Source organism: Reichenbachiella agarivorans, assembly GCF_025502585.1.
Lineage (GTDB): Bacteria > Bacteroidota > Bacteroidia > Cytophagales > Cyclobacteriaceae > Reichenbachiella > Reichenbachiella agarivorans.
This window is the reverse complement of sequence record NZ_CP106679.1, coordinates 1,611,328-1,631,115: the sequence shown is the minus strand read 5'-3', so window position 1 is coordinate 1,631,115 and position 19,788 is coordinate 1,611,328. Positions and strand designations below refer to the sequence as shown.

General features: G+C 44.7%; 5 protein-coding genes. All 5 read right to left on the bottom strand.

The window, feature by feature from the left end; translation table 11 throughout:
- Positions 1–7: 7 nt before the first annotated feature.
- Genes N6H18_RS06825 through N6H18_RS06805 form a run of 5 tightly spaced genes read right to left on the bottom strand, consistent with a single transcriptional unit; the run spans position 8 to position 19,640 of the window.
- Positions 8–4,483, bottom strand: a complete 4,476-nt coding sequence (locus N6H18_RS06825; protein ID WP_262311094.1) for a fibronectin type III domain-containing protein — start codon at positions 4,481–4,483, stop codon at positions 8–10.
- Positions 4,480–6,342, bottom strand: a complete 1,863-nt coding sequence (locus N6H18_RS06820; protein WP_262311093.1) for a hypothetical protein — start codon at positions 6,340–6,342, stop codon at positions 4,480–4,482. Before N6H18_RS06820 ends, N6H18_RS06825 begins: the two co-directional genes overlap by 4 nt.
- Positions 6,335–7,804, bottom strand: a complete 1,470-nt coding sequence (locus N6H18_RS06815; protein WP_262311092.1) for an OmpA family protein — start codon at positions 7,802–7,804, stop codon at positions 6,335–6,337. Before N6H18_RS06815 ends, N6H18_RS06820 begins: the two co-directional genes overlap by 8 nt.
- Positions 7,801–12,201 carry an FG-GAP-like repeat-containing protein gene (locus tag N6H18_RS06810; protein WP_262311091.1) on the bottom strand — a complete coding sequence of 1,467 codons (4,401 nt, stop codon included), beginning with the start codon at positions 12,199–12,201 and terminating at the stop codon, positions 7,801–7,803. Before N6H18_RS06810 ends, N6H18_RS06815 begins: the two co-directional genes overlap by 4 nt.
- 5 nt (positions 12,202–12,206) lie before the next feature.
- Positions 12,207–19,640, bottom strand: coding sequence for a T9SS type A sorting domain-containing protein (locus tag N6H18_RS06805; RefSeq protein ID WP_262311090.1), 7,434 nt, complete (start codon positions 19,638–19,640; stop codon positions 12,207–12,209).
- Positions 19,641–19,788 lie beyond the last annotated feature (148 nt).

Genomic DNA, 19,788 nt, shown 5'->3' with positions numbered 1-19,788 from the left:
TTGGATTTTATTTAATCGCTTGATTAATAGCTATTGTCTTGTTTAAACGATCATCGGCACCATTTGGAGGGTTGTCTTTGGAGCCATTAACAATGCTCCCTACTCTCTTGATTGACTCGCTGTCCAGACCAACATCAGCATATGCATTTAAACCCCTCAAGTCCCATTCTATCATGGAGGCCTTCATGGCCACTTCGATATTTGTTTCCAACTCATTCCGATCTGCATTGACAAAATCTTTAGGGTCATCAGGGTATCGTTCATTCCATTCATCAATAATAGCCTGATATTTATCCTTTCCGGTTATCTGAATAAACCCCCGTCCTCTATACAATGATCCATCACCGGAAGCAATATTTCCATTACCCAATCTACACGCGTAGGTAACATCAAACAACGCTACATTTCGAATGTATGCCTCTTTAACCCTAAGTTTTCCATCGTTATAGTTTTCGGATACTTGAGCTTCTATGTTGTCTTTTGTTATTCCTGTACGGTTTTCAAGCGAATTTTCACATATCTTTTCTACCCCTTCATGCATGATGGTGATACTTGTGTTTCTTCTAGAAGCATAGGCATTCCTAATTTGACCATTGGTGTAGGAAAATGTGCTTGATCCTCTACTAGTTTCCTCATCGCTTGTACAACTGTTCACATCGAAATTAATAGGTGTATATATGTATTCACAATTGGCAGCATCTAGCTCAGCCTCTTCAAAAAGATGCCCGTATTTTGTATAAGCAAATGTTTTCACAATTCTTCTGGGAGAGTAATTATACCCTTCCTTTTTTTGCGAAAATCCGTTTGACTCATGACCTAATTGCCCTAAAAAATGACTCATTCTCTGAACCGTATTTATTCCAAAATCTGCTGCGTTGTTATTCAACACAGTGACTACTTCTTCTAAAATTTCTTCATCTGTATCAGAAAACACAGTTGATAACTGATCAGTAGTGATTGTAACCATGTTAGATTCCTCAGGATCCCCTTGATAGATATCAAGCCGTTTTAGCCAAGCCGCTGTTAAATAGTCTTTGGTTTCCATGTCCGTTGGAATTAATTGAAATACAATATCCGGGTCTGAGTTGGTTTCTGAGTAGAAGGCAATCAATACATAGTCATCCATTGGATACAAGAGCTCTTGAAGAGAAGGACTTGTAATATTTGCATCATCAATTTTGAACGATCCAACTTTTATAGAGGTTATCGCAGATAACTCAGATAGATCAACTATTGTTGGCTTATCAAGGCTTATATTGTTTACATATGAATAGAGGGCAATATCTACACTTTCTATATCCTGAAAATCCCAAGCCTCAACAAAGTTGGGATATGTTTGATCTTTAAAATTGTAATGCTTGAGATAAATTTCATTAGGGTCAACAGAAGAATAATTAATATCATCACTTGATTCAAATTGACCGGCTAATTGTGGTATTCGACCAGGGTAATGTGAACTTTTTCTGATTGACCATGGTCCAAGTTCACCAGTGAATGTCACATTATTAGTTTGACAACTATTGTAGTGTACTCCAAAATTAGTAGCAACTTCATCATAAAGTTGCTGAAACTTGGTTAAAGTCGCATCATCACTTTTTGGAAACAACTGTTTCCAAGAACTCCCCGAGTTAAACGCTATTACACCCATCTCACTCTCCGCATCATCCTGTGCCCAGCCATTCATGCTCTCTGGGTCGTGGACGAAGTCCCACTGGTGTTTGAAGAGTTGGGTGCCGCCGTTACCCGCCCCGGCGGATGAATAGTCCATCAGGTTGTCGGTGCTGCCCTGTGCTGCGACGAAGTTATCTGTGCTGAAGGTGTGTCTGAGACGGAAGGCACCATGTCCTAGCTCGTGGGCGATGGTCGTGGATTGGTTGCTGGTCTTGTCGGTCCAGATGTAACCAAACTGCCGCTTGAAGGGCATGAATCCCGCCCTATCGGCGGACAGGCCCGCTCTGTCACTGTCCGATCCCGGGATCAGGAAGAGGTAGTAGGCATCTTTGTCATAGTTGTCCAGACTGCGCTTGAAGTCTCGGTTGAAACGCTGCATGTTGCTCGGGAAGCTGGCTAGTACACCGCTTTCTCCGTCGTTGAGCGTCTGGAGGACAGTCGCATCGACTGTATATTTGCTGGCGACCTCCACTGTCCACTGCGCCACGGCCTGGCCGTAGATGCGGTTGAGCGCTGTAGTCAGGGTGGCAGCACTCGGTGCTGAGGCAGTGTTGACAGGTACGATGATTACCTTTTGGCTGACTTTGTCATAGGTCATGACATTGAGCTGCCCGATGGTGTGCTCTGTGACGTTGCCTGCGGTATCTACCTCTTGCTTGTAGTAGGCGAGCAGTTCCGTGGATTTCCCTGCCTGTTGTCCTGTGATGCTGAGACGCTTGCTGTTGTCCTTGTCACCGGGCTGTGTGGGGATTTCTCCCGTGGTGGTTTTGAATCCCACATAGTCGGGAAACTTCTTGCCATCACTGGCGATGGCATTGACCCAATCGGTCTGTCCAGTAGCGAGGGACTTCCACGCCACCCAGTAATCTTTACCTTGGATGTCGGTCTTTTTATACTCTTTGGCTAGGCTCGTGGTAGTTTTGTTATCCACCAGCGGATCATCGAACCCAAAGCTTTGGTTGTCCGAGGCAGCAAAGGCCACGATCAAGTCCACCTGTTCCCCTGCTGGGAGTGCATCAGGAGAAGAGGCTGCCGCTCCTGCAGGGGCTCCTTTGGATACATTTCCCTCACTGTCCACGACCCAGGTGTCACCACTTTGGTCTGTGACGGTCAGGGTTTTGCCTTTCTCAGGCAGTGCCGAGGCGCCTTCTGCCACCACGACTTGACCTGCTTCGTCGGTGATCACGATGACTCCATCTATGACTACCACCGTTGCGATCTCAGCAGGGACAGTCACGACGACTGTTGGTAGAGCGCCCTCCTCCTCCGAGAAGCCGCCTCCTTCTTCATCCTCTTTGCCTTTGATCTCTCCAATAAATCTTCCTGTCTTGTCATAGCTGGTCACGACTGTACCTGCGATGGCGTAGTGGTCTTCGTTGACGAGAACATTCTTGATGTTGACTTTGATCCCTGCTCCCTTAAACATCGGTGCTGGGGCATAGCCCTTACCTGTGTAGGTGTCGTCTGCATTTTTGGTGACATTGAGGATGATCACTTCGATCCCTCCGATGTAGAACTGATCAAAAGGTCTCAAGTCCCTACCCAGTGGCACAGGACTCAGCTCTGGCAATTGGGAATTCGTGCCACAGGAGAAGTCTTCGTCTGCTCCTTGCTCGGACTCCAACTCTGTGCGGACAGTTTGGATGCTGCTCTCCGTGCCCTCATACTGCTGGCACATCCCTGCTACCTTGTACTCATACTCTGTGTCTGGCTGCAGGTCGGGTATGATCTGCGAGCCGCTATAGGTCTTGGTAGACAGCCAATTGGTTTTCCCTTTTTGGCGATAGGAGACTTTGAACTGAGTGTGGGTGGACTCTGCCTCCCACTCGACCCGAATCCTGTTGGCATCCAATACCTCGGCACTCGTACTGCGCAAGGGCAGGCAAGCATCGCCATATTGAAACCAAAAGGTCTCACTGTAGCCTTGGTTTTTGAACAGGTCACGCCCGCCTACGTCGTATGCCCGAATCCGAAAGGCGTATTTTTTTCCAGGAGTCAACTGTGGCTCTGCTGGACCATAAAAGAGCGAACTCTGCGTGGTGGTGGTACGGTAGATGCTGTTGGACGAGCGCACGGCAGCATCGGGCCCGCCCGCCGCGGCGGGATTGCTTTGTTCCGCCCCGGCGGACAGGCCAGGGTACATCTCGTAGAGGACAAACTCATACTCCGTACTAAAGGCAGCGTTGGGGGAAGCCAAATGCCTGCCCAGCCAGGAGAAGTTGAGGGTCTGTGGTTCGTTGGTTCTGAGCTTGTCTCCATTGAATGGAAAATTGATCAAGGGTGGGTCGTTGAGCACGATCCAGGCTGTGGACATGCCTTGGTTGGAGATGCGCACCCCACGGTTGTAATCCAACACGTCGATGGTGAAGGTATAGAAACCCTCTGGCAACTGCCCTCCACGCATAAAGGCTGCTTTGGTGATCCCCTCGAACACCAGGTTGTCAGGATTGAGATAATTCCTCAGATCAAAGCCTGTCAAGATCTGTGGCACACCTCCTTGCAAGATCAGCGCAGGTGGCACATAGGCAGGACTGGTTGTCAGGCGCACGCCTGCTCCCTCGATGGTGATGCGTAGCTTGGTGCGCAAATCCACCCTGTCCAGCTCCAGTACATGGATGAACACCTGCAGGTTGTTGCCCTCCGCACTGGAATAGTGGCTCAACTCTGGCGAGTAGGGAGGTATCACCGTCGTGGTGACCTGTACGGGATAGTTCTGCGCCATCGTCCACGACGACACCAGCAGTAGCGAAAACAGTATCAAAGCACCCAATGCGGACGATAGGTGATGGCTTAATGAATGGCGCTCCCTCATTGGCTGCTAAAGTTAAAATTGTACCCCAGCTCCGCCACAAATTCACGAAACTGCCTTTGGGTGTCATTGTTGGGTGTATAGCGGTTGACCGCTGTGATGTTTAGATTGAATTGGTGCTTTTCTCTGAGGGCATAGTTGCCCCCGAGGCGCAGATTCAGCACACTGCTGTTGAGTTTGTCATTGGTCTCCGAGACGTTGTAGGAGATGGAGCCCATCACTGAGGCTTTCTTTTCTCCCAGCGTTTTGCGGGTCGACAAGGAGGGGCCATAGATCAAGCTGCGGTTGGTGGCGGCCTCAGATACGTTGACATTGCCCGAGAGACTGAGGATCAGTGAAGAAGGCTGCAAGCTCATGCTGTACGACGAGTTGAGATTATAATACTTGCTACCCATGTTTTTGGACTCTCCGCCTTGCTCCTCAGCAGATTGCTGATAGGCCATGTTCATATTGAGATTTTGTCGGCGCTCTTTGTTCTGTCCCAGCATGAAATTGACCCCCAAGGATGCATTTTGCGAAATCTGTTGGTAATTGAGCGTATCGAGGTTGTCATAGGGAGTCACCTGATTGTATTGTTGCTCTGGGGTGCGAAAGTTCACCACCGTACTGAAGTTGGAATAATTGGCAGTGGTCACGATCTTGGGGGTGACCTGGTAGTTGAGACTGAGTGACCCAGACCAGCGGTTCATCGAGTTCATCTCTTGGTTGTCGAGGTTGTTGCGCTGCAATCCTCCACGCGCGCTGACACTGAGTCGCTGGTTCAGCCACTGAGAGCTGTGCGTCAAGGCGATACTCTCCAAGTCATTGTTGAAATAATAGGCACCTAATGTCCTATAGCCGGGATCAACTCGCTCATAAGCTACCCCGAAGGTTGATTTCTCGAACTGATATTGCAGGGCGGCATTCATGGCGGTGTAGTAGGAAGATGAGACGCGTGGCTGGAAGGCAAACGAAAGTTTGTTGTAGACGTGATCAGCTTCGACTCCCAGTGACTGGGTGTTGGTGGATATCGCAGAGTAGGCCACCTCTCCTTTGAAGCTTAGGTTTTTGAACAAGGTAGAACTAAGTCCCATACCCAAGACAAAATTTTCCTCCGGGAATATCTCGATTGTCCCCAAATCGGTTTTCAATGACTGATCATCATCCGCCGCTTTGAAAAAAGAAAAGTCAACCGAATGACTATTGCCTCCCAGAGTGACCTTGGCACCTCCTCCCATCCTGCGGTAGGCGGGGAGGTTACCGACTTGGGTGGTATCTAGTTCAACTTCCTTTTGCAATCGTCCATACATGACCGCTACTTTTACTTTTTCGGATGGGGTCAACTCTAGGCCAGCTCCTAAGAATAAGTGACCATTGAGTGTGTATTTGGAAAAAGTCATGCTGCGGTACCCCAAATGTGCCGTGACCCACTTGTAGGTAGGACTCATCCCGTATTGGTTGAACGGCTGCTGAAAAGAAGCATTCTGATTGGAGTAGGAAAAGGAAACTGGTACGCTCCATCCATACAGACTCAAATTGAGATTGCCCGACAGGAAATAATTGTAAGGATCGCGTCGGTCTTCTACGCCATTGGCTTGATAAAATACCTGGTTGACATTGATGCCCCCAGATAAGGTGATGGCATCACCTTTGCCGATAGACTCCAGATTCTGTGCGGCAAGATTTCCTGATAAGGCTATCAGCAGGATGATGACAATCGCTATTTGCCACGCGGAATACAACCTTTCGTTGTATAAAACCCTCCAAGGTTTGAATTCCTTGAGGATACTGCGAATAGAATCACTGTTAACTCTTTTCTGACAGAACCCTTGGAGGGATTCAGGTGTGAGACGATGGACGATATAGATCGACAACCTACTCATTCACCGCATGGATTAAGAATTGTACCCTTCTGTTTTCTGCTCTACCTAGCTCTGTGTCATTGTCTGCAATCGGTTCGGTATCGCCACGACCCGTAGTACTAATCTGCTCACTAGGCAGCCCCTGGCTCAAGAGGTACTCTTCCACGATGATGGCTCGCTCTACAGAGAGGGCATAATTATGCTTTTTGATTCCTATATTATCAGTATGGCCAATGATCTGCAGCTTCCACTTGGGATTTTCTTTGAGGAGCGCAACCACCTCATCCAAGAAAGGATAGCTGCTTTCTGTCAAGACAGCCTCTCCATGCTCAAAATGAAAGTCTTTGGACAGCTCAAACTGTAGGGTCTTGACCTTGTCGAGTTTCTCCAACTCTGTTTTCATTTGTTGAACCTCTGTCTGCTGATAGACCACTGGACGGTCTTGCTCAAAATCAAATTTTCGTCTGCTAGATACCGACTCTATCACAATTCGCTCGGTCTTGGGTTTCCACAGGAGTTTGCTGATGGTCACACCCACTTGCAAGCCACTCTGAAAGTATTGATTTTCTTTCCCTAGTGGGAAATTATAGGAGAATCCAAAGGAACAATTGGGCTGGTTGAGCACCACGCCTATGGAAGCGTCTTGATTGAATCCATAGCGCATGATCAAGTCAATATTGCCCGAGCGAATGATGTCATAGGGATTGTCATTGCGAAAGAATAACTTGGTCGAAAATAGCGCTGTATAGCTGTTGATCTGCCCTGTTCGCTGATAATAGACAGAAGGAGTCAAACGTAGCTGTCCTCGCTCATACAAGATGCTTTCTGCATAAATCTGATAGTTGATAGACACCCTAGCTTCCTCATCAAAAAAAGACATATTAGGTCTATTGGCATCCCAGATGACTAAACCTGCAGAACTGTGGGGCCTCCCGTCCTTCTCCAAAGACCAAAGCAAACCCGCACTCAACGAAAGATAACTGAGCTGCTGTACGGTAAACATCTCGCCTAAGCCTGCATTGGGATCATATCTAAACTCACTGGCAATCCATTGTGACCCAGTGGTGAGTTGATCCAATGAGGTGCGGACATTCACATAAGTGGCATTGATCCCGAAGTGCAAAAATTGTTCGGTGGTCAGTTGGATTGGAGTAGCGACAGACAGTCCTGCATTGTAGGTCTTGAGTAGGTCAGATTCGCCTGTGTCGCGAGACAGGGCATTGATCCCCACGCCCAAAACCCTGCGTCCTGTGTTCTTTTGTACGAAAACATAATCGGCATTCAAGCTATTTGTATTGAGGAAATCCCCCGAGGCTATGGTGATTTCATCTCTGAAGAATGACAATTCAGCGCGGTAATTGTATGTCGGACTAGCTGGATTGACCAGCAGTGGTGTGAACTGATTCATCGTATAGATGGGTCTCTGTGCCCATCCCGTCCAGCAGCTCAACATCAACAGCGATATGATTAGTACCTTCCTCATCTCAACAGCTTTATGGTTCCTTTGTTGTGTCCTTTGGCCTCTAGCGGAGTGCCATCATGATAAGCCCCACTCAATGACCAGATGTAAGTTCCGCTTGGCAGCATTTGCCCTCGATAACTCCCATCCCAACCCTGCGTGGTGGCCTTTTCGACATCACTTGTATGATAGACTTGGTTGCCATGCATGTCAAACACTTGAAAATCTATCTTGGCGATCCCTGATCCATACACCATGAACTGGTCATTGTTTTGATCGCCATTCGGCGTAAAGAGATTGGGAATGAAAAGCACATTTTGGACGAGAACCGTGACCTCTCCGCTACTCTCACAGCCATTGCTATCTGTCACCAAGACAGAGTAGGTAGTAGTCACCAAAGGTGAAGCTTCTGGAGTAGCAATCAAGGGATCATCTAGGGTGTTGTCTGGAGACCAAATATATTCCACGCCTCCGGTCGCTTCCAGTAACACAGATTCATCTGGCCCTACACTGAGCTGAGGACTCACGGTGATCTCTGGAGCATAATTGACCACCACAGTCACCGTATCAAACTGCTCAGGACAGTAAGCCGATTTTACTTTGAGGTAATATGTGCTGGTTTCTTCAGGACTGACCAAAGGATTGCTCTCATTCGGTTGATTCACAATAGTTGTACTGCTCCATGTATAAGCATACTCAAACAAACTACCGCTCGCTGTGGGTTCAGTACCTAGAGCCACTTCATCGCCTAAGCAAATGGCCAGATCTTCTCCTGCATTGATCACAATAGGAGAATTGACGTAAATCTGTATGGTATCGTAGGCTAGACATCCCTTGTGATTGGTGACTTTCAAAAAGTAACTTTCATCAACTAGTGGTGAGACGATAGGTCGCTGAACCTGTGAATCACTCAATTCTGACTCAGAAGACCATAAGTAACTCCAGCCTTCTTCGCTGTAATCGTCACCCAGCTGCACCTCAGTTTCATAGCAGATCAAGGAATCAGCACCTGCCAAAGCTTGAGGCAGACTATTAACCACTACTTGCACGGAATCAGTTGACAAACAACGATTCTGATCTACGAGTGCTGTGTACAACCAACTGTCCTCACTAGGAGAGAAAAAGATGGAACTCTCGTCAACTGCCAAACTTGCACTCTGTGTGTACCAGTGGATAGAATCCATGTTGGCAAAGGCAACAGACAATTCTGTGCTATCTCCCAGGCAAATCTCTGGAATCCCCTCTATCTCAAAAATGGGTAAAGGATTGACGGTAAGCGTGAGGGTATCACTGTAGTGACAGGCATGCTCATCTTCGACGTACAGAGACACGACATCTGAGCTGCTTGCTATCGTCTTCCAAGAGGGATTCAGTGAGAGCAGTCCTTCTTGTCCCATCCACTGATGAAGACTTCCTACCTCGACACTCAGGTTGATGCTATCTCCGAAACAATATATTTCTTCCTCCGCCAAATCAAAAAATGGAAGTGCCAACGCATTGACGATCAAAGTATCATATTGCACACAGCCCTTGTCCGTGAATACTTCCGACCATAGGGTCAAGGTTTCTTCTACTTCAAATTCATATTCGGGATTGTCCTGTGCGAGTAGTTGATCCGATACGGTGTACCAGTTGACCTCTTCCCAACTACCCGGTACCAAGAGTTTTGCGGTATCTTCTAGACAAATATTCAAATCCTCTCCTATAGTATAATCAGGCAATACATTCATCTCGATGGCAATTGTATCATAGTTTAAGCAACGGTGCATGTCATAGACCTCCGCTACTATCGTATCTGTCACCAACACTTCGTAATTAAAAAACCAGCTGTCTAGATTCAGACTACTACCCGCTGGGTAATTGTACCAGTTGACCTCATCGTACATCGCGCCTGCTATCAAAATCACCGAGTTGCCATAGCAGATGGCAGTATCTGCTCCTATGTCGAAGACAGGTAGGTCATAGACAGAGAGGATCAGTGAGTCATAGTTGATACAGCCGTTCACATTGACCACCTCTGCAATCAACGTATCCTTCGTCAAAACCTCATAGCTCAGCGTTTCACTATCAAGCAGCAAACTCCCCAAGCCAGTTGAGTACCAGTTCACAAAATCCAGTCCTACCACTCCCAAATCACTCACGGACAAGTCAAAATAACCACCATAGCAAACCGTGGTATCATTGCCCAAATCAAAGGAGGGCAAATCATACACCGACACAATCAAACTATCATAGTTCACACAGCCATTCACATTGAAAATCTCCGCAATCAAAGTGTCTTTCGTCAATACCTCATAGCTCAGATCCTCACTATTGAGTAGCAAACTGCCCAAGCCTGTAGAGTACCAGTTGACACTGTCCAACCCAACTACGCCCAAACCGCTCACCGACAAATCAAAATATTCGCCATAGCAGATTGTTTGATCTGAACCTAAATTGAAAACTGGTAAGTCATAAACTGATACTACTAAACTGTCGTAACTCACACAACCATTCACATTGAAAACCTCTGCAACCAAGGTGTCCTTCGTCAACACCTCGTAACTCAAGTCCTCACTGTCTAATAGCAAACTGCCCAAGCCTGTAGAGTACCAGTTGACACTGTCCAGCCCTACAACACCCAAATCACTCACGGACAAATCAAAATACTCGCCATAGCAGATTGTTTGGTCTGAACCTAAATTGAAAGCTGGCAAGTCATATACAGAGACAATGAGCGTGTCATAGCGCACACAACCATATGTCTTGGTCACTTCAGCGATGATTGTGTCTTTAGTGAGGGCTTGATGATCATAGCTCAGTGCGTCTGCCAACAACAATCCATCGGTTTTTGAGTACCAGTTCACCACGTCAGCCTCAGGATCGGTGATCGACAGGGTCACGTACTCATTTTGACAAATGCTAGTGTCCTTACCTATTTTGACAGGATAGCATACAGAAAAAGTCTCCTCACTGCTAAAGGCAGAACCTTTGTATTGGCCATCTATCGCCTGCACCGCCCAATAATAATTGCCCTCTGGCAGAGACGCTATTTTTTTGCTGGTGCTAAATCCTGCATTGCCTATCGTAGCGACTTGTCTATAACCCGTAGCTATCAAAGAATGGGGTGAAAGTAGCAAATCACTGCCTCCAGCCTCTCTACTCACATACACGTTATAAGTAATGCTGTTGGAACTGGTGAGATCATCGGTCACTGCTGACCAATTTAAAATCACGGAATCACCTTGGGAAACAACCACCCCAGAAGTTGGCACTTCAGGAGCTAGGTTGAAGTATGTCACTGCGGCATCAGATGCATAGAAATTGGATTGGAATGCCAAATCTGAATTGCCGATCTGGAACACATCCAAATCACCATCCAAATCAAAATCTGCTACTGCTATATCCCCTTCATATATATTTTCCATCGTGTGCGCTACAGTACCGAACGAATAAGACCCTGCTGATCCTGCATTTTGATAATATTCAAAAGAAACATCTGCACCTTGCAAACCACAGATCAAAATATCCTGCAAGCCGTCATTGTTGAGGTCAGCAAATTCTATAGACGAGGCAGATACTTTTTTCAGAAATGACGAAGCTTGTGTAAATGAAGATTGGTTGTTTGTATAGAGATCGCTCTCCTCTGAAGCAGCCTCTGTAAAGCCCGTAAAAGCCAAATCTATGTACCCATCCTCATTGTAGTCCGCCATATCAGTACTGTTGATCCCGTAGCCTTTCAATGCGATAGTGTACTCAGATATAGACCAATTTTGACCTATGGTGTACATGATAGATGTTGCCTCTCCATCACTACCAAAACCTGTTAGAAGTACTTCAATTCGTCCATCATTGTTTGCATCCAAACAATCAACAGTTCCCAATGAAAACAAATCCACAGCCAATGAAACTGGTTCATAGGCACTATTCTTATTTTGATAAAAAACAGCTGATTTAGCAAAAGACTGATCCAATCCAGTAGCGACAATATCCAAATCTCCGTCTCCATCCAAGTCTGACCAAGCCACACCACCACGAGACATACTGATAAGACCAAAAGACTGAGGGCTAAAAGAAAGTCCATTGCTATTCTTAAACACCTTGAAATGTTTCGTTCCTCCACTTTCTTCTCCTGATATCAGTAAATCCAAATATCCATCCGCATTGTAATCACCTATGTCATAGGAGACTTTGCTCCAGTTGACCAAGTCCAAAGTTTGAAAAGTTTGATCTCCGTTGTTGAAGTAGATGCGTACTTTGGAGATACCACCAGAATTGGTTCCTGCGACGAACAAATCAGGTAGTCCATCATTGTTAAAATCTGCCCACTCTGCCTTTGCACCCGTCATAGGTTCAAAAGCAGAGACACTCAATTTAGTGAAATTTTGTGCCTGCAACCAAGTACCAATAAACAAGGCGCTGACAGTATAGATTATTTTCATTCTCCTCATTTCAACACCAATATTCTTTTGGAATGAACTTGACCACCTTGTGTAAACAACAAGAAATAAACCCCTGTAGGGACATTGTTAAGATTCCATTTGACAAAATAATCTTTCTTACCTTCTAGCATTTCTGTTCTCAAAGGCTTTTGATCTCCACTGATGAGCTGCACTTCAATTGGGTTCTCATTAGGAGCATTAAATACTATTTTGATCTCGTCACTGGTAGGATTTGGGGATATTTGTACCTCAAGAGGATCAATAATCCGAGCTGATTCTGATACTTCTCCAGCATTGGTGGCTTCTACACTTACTACTTTGAATATTTCTGCAAAACACTCCCCCAAGCCGACTTCTATACCTATCTCAAATTCTCCTGGTTCGGTAAAAACAAGTTCCATAGAACCAGGCCCCATGTCATTGATGACGATAGATTCATCTTCAGGAATGAGCCAGTTGACAGCCTCAGGCGTCGGCAAACTCAAATCCACAAAAATAATAGGATCAAACACAACTGCCTCACTAATGCGGATGAAGTCTGGATCAATTGGGTTTTCAGATACTTCTACATAGGTCTCTGTCTCACCTGGGCAATTATTGTCATCGGTCACTACCAGTAGGTACTCTGCTTCATCTTCTACCACTGCTATCCTTTCCTTACTTTGATAGCCCTCTGTACTAGACCAAGTATAAGACCCCCACTCGCCAATGGGTTCGAGATACAACTGACCTCCAAGACACAAAATATAATAATCTTCGATTCCTAAAACGACAGGTTTGTCCGGGTTATCTAATGTAAATTCTTCACTAATAGAACATCCCTCTTGATCATAAGCTGTCACCGTATAATTCCCACTTTGCAAGTTATTGACCTCATTGCTACCCTCTATATTTCCCCAATCATAGGTATAGGTTCCTCCACCACCAATCACTATAAATGAGATGGTACCGTTGCTCCCATCATAGCAAATAGGATCTGTAAAATTAACATTGGCGAACTGTAGGCCAGAGGGGTCTGTCAATCGCCATTCGCGTTGGAGTGTACAACCCTTGGCATCTGTAATACTCACAGCATACAATCCAGCTTTTAAATCTTTAATATGCGTTCCAGTCATGCCATTGTTCCACTCCACCGTATATGGAGCCACTCCACCATACAGCGAGATGTCCAACGAACCATCTGCATATCCAGTACAAGAAGGATTATCCCTGACTGCAGAAATAACTGCCAAAGGATTCGGTTGAAGAATGTGGTAGTTAGCAGTCGCCGAACAGCCCGCCTCGTCAGTCACCTGTACGACATAGCTCTTAGCTGAAAGACCAGAAATATCCGAACCTGTGCTACCATTGGACCAAGCGTAGGCATAATCCCCCGTTCCTCCGACAACAGTCAGGTCTACCTCTCCGTCCAAGCCTCCATAGCAAGAGACATCCGTGACCATCGAAGAAATCTGGATAGGATCGGGTTGGCTGATCTCAATACTGGCAGAGACCTGACAGCCATAAGCATCTGTCACAGTGTATCGATAGCTCCCTGCACAGAGGTTTTTAGGTTTTATCGAAGTACTGCCGTGACTCCAAGCTACAGTGTATGGAGCAATGCCTCCCGAAATGCCAATGTCGATCTGACCTGTACATCCCCCAGCACACCAAACATCCTGCTTGGAAGTATTGACAGTCAATGGCTCTCTTTCTTCTATAGTGACCTGACCAGTTGAGACACAACCTTGTGCACTCTGGATTTGATACCCATAGATTCCAGCACTTAGGTTGGAGACTTGGGAGCCAATCACGCGCGCATCATGATCCCAACGAATCAGAGGAGATACTCCCGATTCTATTACCAGCTCTATAGAGCCAGTTGCCGACCCAAAACATCTCGGTGCAGTCACCATTACCTCCTTCGGTACTATTACTGCTCTGTTTGGCAAAGTGTAACTCTCTGTTTTCGTACAACCCAGAAGATCATCTTTCACCTCAATCTGATATTCACCAGGTGTACCTGTTATTTTGGCTAGTTTGCTACCTGATGACCAGTCATAAGAATAAGCTCCTAAACCTCCACTGACAGCAACTTCGAGAATTCCATCTGATCCATCCGCACATGTAGGTTCAACCTGCTGCTTCAGAGATAAATTGAGACTGGGGTAAGCCTCTATAATGACACTACCTGAATAAATACAACTAGAAATATTCGCATCATCGAACACCTGATAGTGGTACTCTTGGCTACAAAGGCCTGTGCGAGACTCTCCATGGACTTCATCATCTCCATCCCAAATCACTAGATAGGTACCAGACCCCCCCTTGATTAATAAATCAACTGTGGCATCACAGCTACCCTCACACGTCTCTTTACTTTGTATCACTTGTACCTCGATGGGATCCAAAACGGGAATATCAAACAAAACTGTTTCTTGGGTGTCAGTGGCATCTCTTACTAGCAAATTGTAGCTTCCTCCAGCAAAGGAAAGTGTGTCCGGGTTTACCTCTTTCCCTTCGAAAGAAAAAAAGTATGGTTGTACCCCATTATTAGCATTAATGAAGACTTTGCCATCCCTTGCATTGGCACAAGTGGCAGGACTCACCGAGTAAGCTACCTCCAAAAGAGTTGAAGAACAATCCTCATAATCTTTCTCAGTCACCATTTCATTCTCATTCAATGTTACTTCAAGCATATCTGATTGACAGCCATGAATGCCTGTCTTCCTAGCTTGAACTGAGTAAGTGCCAGGGGACAAATTAGTAAACAATCCTCCATTGGCGACCCACGCTTCCCCATTGATGGTGTATTCCAAATCCTCTTGATTAGCTGAAATTCTAAACCAACCATTGTTCTCGCCTATACAAGGCTTTTTAACTTCTTCAATCTCTAAACTCAATCCTTGCTCCTGAATCTGAAAATCATAACTCCCCGAACAATCACTATTCATCACACCAAAGTCAATATGGTGGGTTCCTTGGTTCAAACCTCTAAGTACTACAGTCTGAGATCCTAGGATGTTAATATTAGCCCCTCCATCTATGCTATAGTATTTTGCCTCTGCAGGAAAACCTCCCATAATTTCAAAAACGATTTTTCCATCTCCATCCGATCCGCAACTCGCGTCTATCATCTCTAGTGCTTGAATATAAAGGGCAGGAGGTTGCGTTATTTCTTTGTTGGTATGTATGGCATCCTGTGCACTTTGCTCATGCGTATAGTCAAAATCACTAAAGTAGTGACTCTCTTGATAGAGATAAGAGGCGTCCAATCGATAGTTGCCACTATTCAGATTGGAAACAGGAACAATCGCATCTGCATCAATATCAATGATGACCTCCCCATTATTGGAGCCATCCATTTTTCCCCACGTCATCTGCAAGTTGTCATAATGGGCATTTTCACTCAAGCCATCCACAGTAAAAACAGGCTGAATGCTACCATCTTCCTCACCATAGCAGCTGATATCTGTTACTTCACTATCAGAAAGCGATATGACACGACCCTCTGGCACAATGAGCTCAACTGATGTCTGACAAACATCTTGCTCCTCCTCAATGTATTGATTGTCTCTTAGATAAACTGTGTAGCTTTCTGATTCTGCCGTGTTGAAAACCCAATAAGTTGGGTCAAGTAATACAGAGCTGGCAAAACCGCTGCTTTCCTCCAAAGAAAATTCATAATAGCCACTTGGATCGCTACCTGTACCTCCACTTGCCTGCACAGCAATGAGACCATCATCCTCATAGCGAAAAGACGGTCGAATTATCCCTACATTGGCAAGGGTAAGTTGATCAGGAGCCTGAAGTAAAAGACCTCTTATATAATTCCCTATCTCATCTTCATCTTGTGACTCATCACAGCCATAGCGATCTATCACATAGATGTGATAAACCCCATCCACATTGGTATCGTGTAAACCATCAATCGTAAAAGTGGCTTCTTCGACATGGATGGTTTCAGAACCTGCTCCCAAATGTCCTCCTGACAAGACATAATCAAAGCCTCCACCCGTCAGCGCATTTCCTTCATCTACCTCGAATTGCATACTACCATTTCGACCATCATAACAAGAAGGTGCGGTAAAATCAGTTCTGGTTACAGTCAGGGGAGTTGGGTCTGGTATCATCTGTACCAGTTGATCATCCAGACAACCATTGACATCTATGACTCTGATGTAATAATCCACCGTCTCATAGTAATTGGCTGGTGCATCAAACGCTGCATTCCCATCAGAACTGGTTAAGCTATCCAATTTCTGTTTACTCTGATCCATAAGATAAAAAGTATAGGCAAAACCAGCAGGTCCTGTTCCACCAGTAGCTGTAGCGTTGATTTTACCCAAGTCCTCATCACCATCTTGATCCACGATGCAGTTTGGAGGGGTCACTAAGTAGCTTGTGATATCAATAGATCCGACAGGTTCAGTAAGTATGAAAGTTTCCAGAGGAGAAGATTGACATGAATATTCATCCGTGAAATATACTTCGTAGCTCCCTGCTAGTAGATCAATCGACAGAGAATCATGATAGGTAGTGGTGGTAGAGAATATTCCAGTCGTCCCATCGAGTATATTCTCCCAATTAAGCGTATAAAGCCCTGTAAAATCTCCCCCTGAAACTTTAAAAGCAACAGAAGCTACACCTCCAGTACATGCAATCTGAACACCCCCAGGCAATGTATCAAAGTCAATCATAGTAATCACTACTGGATCAGGGAGTGTCAAATTGATCGTTGACGCAATCAGGCAGCCTATTCCATCTGTGACGGTAACAGTATAGTCTGTTCCTGTTTCAGGATTGATGCTCAACCCGCTGAAGGTATTAGTCAGACTTGCGGTTTCAATATTGCTAGTTATACCATCATCTATGTGATAGATGTAATCGGTCAGACCTCCGCTGACCTCCGTATAGACATGCCCTAGGTCTGTCGAGCATTCTACACTGGCTCCATGGTCAAGTGTCGTCTCATTGTCGTAAAACTTTTCAAACTTGAATTCAGTTGGGTTTTGGATGGTGAAATCCTTGCTACGAACACAGCCATTAGCATCTGCTACTTTAAAAACATTGGTAGTATCGGTAGTCCCCTCAGGCCAAGAAAAACTTTCTGAATCCTCAAATTCTATTTCATTCATGTAAAAGGTATAGTCTGTAATACCTCCTGTAATTGTCGATACTATAGGATTGAATATGAAAGGTTTATCATGGCATTGGGCATACAACTGGTTGTCTCCTGTGTATAGTTTGATCTCATTTGTCCCAAAGTCAGCTGGGTCAATATCTGCTATCGTGAGTACCGCCGCTGGTTCTGTGATCTCGAAAGTCTCCGTGCTAAAACTCTTTTCACATCCGTTCTCATCTGTAATCACAGGGTAGTAGATTCCTGCCTCCAAGTTTTTGAAAGTAAAACAGGTATTTCCACAAGGTGCGTAGTTGTCACTCACCAGCATCGAACTAATAGAAAAACCAGCCTCTCCGACTTTATGAAGTACTACATCATAGTATTGATCCAAAGGATCAGTGGTGTCAGGATTTCCTCCTGATACATCAATCGTGACATCAGTCGAGTCACCTGTACATACTAAATCATATAGTGGGTCTAAACCCAGATGCGGAATGGTTGCTTCGTAGGTGATGGCTCCATTTACTTCATCGGCATTTTTCACTAATACTTTGAAAGAAGTTTCATCTATATATCCACAATTATCAGTAACAACCAATTCATATTCCCCTCTTGGTAGATTTGAAAGTGTAGTTGTTGTGGTATTGATACTTGTGGAAAAATCTTCATTGGTTACTTGTTCATCCAATTCCACCCTGGTTAGCACAAAAGTGTATGGAGTTGTCCCACCACTGACAGTGTAGGTTAAACCTTCATCATATGTACCATCAAAGCAATTGATCTCTACATCTGAGATATTGTCACTAATATCCAACGCTGTGATATTACTGACGGTAACATCATCATTATAAATTTCAGTAGAAGTACATTCATCTGTTACAATAACAGTATGAAGACCTCTAGGAATATTAACGACCGTGTGATTGCCAGCATACGTGCCAGTACAATCTGGTAAGCCACAGTTACTGATGGTATATGAATAACTAATTGTCGAAACTTTATCATTCACGTTAGGTTTCGACACGGTAAATTCAATGGATCCATCTCCATTGTAGCAGGTTGGAGGGATTGGCCTGACCTCTTCGACCTTTGCAATTGGAACATCGTTAATAACAATACCATTTACAGATGATTCACAGAGATCATTAATTTTCATGCTAAGAATATATTCGTCACTCGGTACAAGTGAAGGTATAGTACGCATGGGACCGTAACTTCCACCATTTAAGGCATAGCTAACAGTGTAGCCTTGGGTATTGGAAAAAGTATTTCCTTCAACTGTTATAGAACCTCCTTCATCACACTCAGGGTGTAGTTTTGAAAAATATGGAAGATATACTTCTGAAGATGCTAGAATAGTAAACTCCTTTTGAAAAATTTCGCAACCATTGTATACATCAACATAATACGTCTCCCCACCTGTATATCCACCAATTGGTACATTTGAGTTCCTATATTGATCATCGGTTTCTCCCTGTTTCTTCCATGTAAAGCTTTTTTCAGGAGGTGCAGCTACATTTATTGAATTGATCTTTACCGAACCATCATTATTACCTATGCACGATGGGGAGGTTTGCTCTAATTCAATATTATCATCTGTAAGTATTGGATATGTAGGATCCTTTATCTCAAAGTAGCTGCTATCAATTCGACAAGTACCCATCTTTATTCCTGCCACATTTTGATAAGATTCTATCTTTAGTATATAATAACCAGCCTTAAGAACCTTTGTTACATCAGCATTACCCTCCGAAATAATTACGTCTGCATTGAGTTCGAAATTTTGATCCATATCTACGTTTTGGGCATTATATGCTGCACCATCTGGACAGTACTCTATAGTACTCCCCGCAAATAAAATAGGAGACGTTGATCCATTTTGACAATCCTGGTTTTCATAAGGTGTATATTTAGTGATATTATAGACAAATACTTCTTCAGGCTTGTTTTTATGTTTTATTATAACACTTCCTCTTTGCCCTTTACAAGTTGGATTTACTGGTTTAATTGGTTCTATCTCAGGTGGTGAGGGGTAGAGCGTGAAGGGGCCAATCCCTGACTCTCCTGGTATGAGGGTGCCATCATCGTATCCCAGCCTCATTCTATATGGTTGGTCATACGACAAAACTGTAGGCTGACCACCAATCACATATGACGTTTTTGATTCCAATGAAAATGTAGTAGAACCAGTGGTATAGCTTATCTTCTTCCAATCAATATTTCCTCCTACTCCTTGTATGTACCAATCATGGTTGGTGAGTGGACCAGTGTGACCATCCACACCCCAATTATGAATAGCTCTGATGTCTGCTGAACACACTGAACCAACTGCCACATTTGATTGTAATGCACTTAAATTGCATTTTTCTAATTTTGGTGTAAATGTGTACCAAAATGACTTATTACCGCCTCTATAAGCTGACTGGTAAATAGTGATTCCCATTTCCCTTGTATTGTCGATCCAATCAACCAACAAATAAATA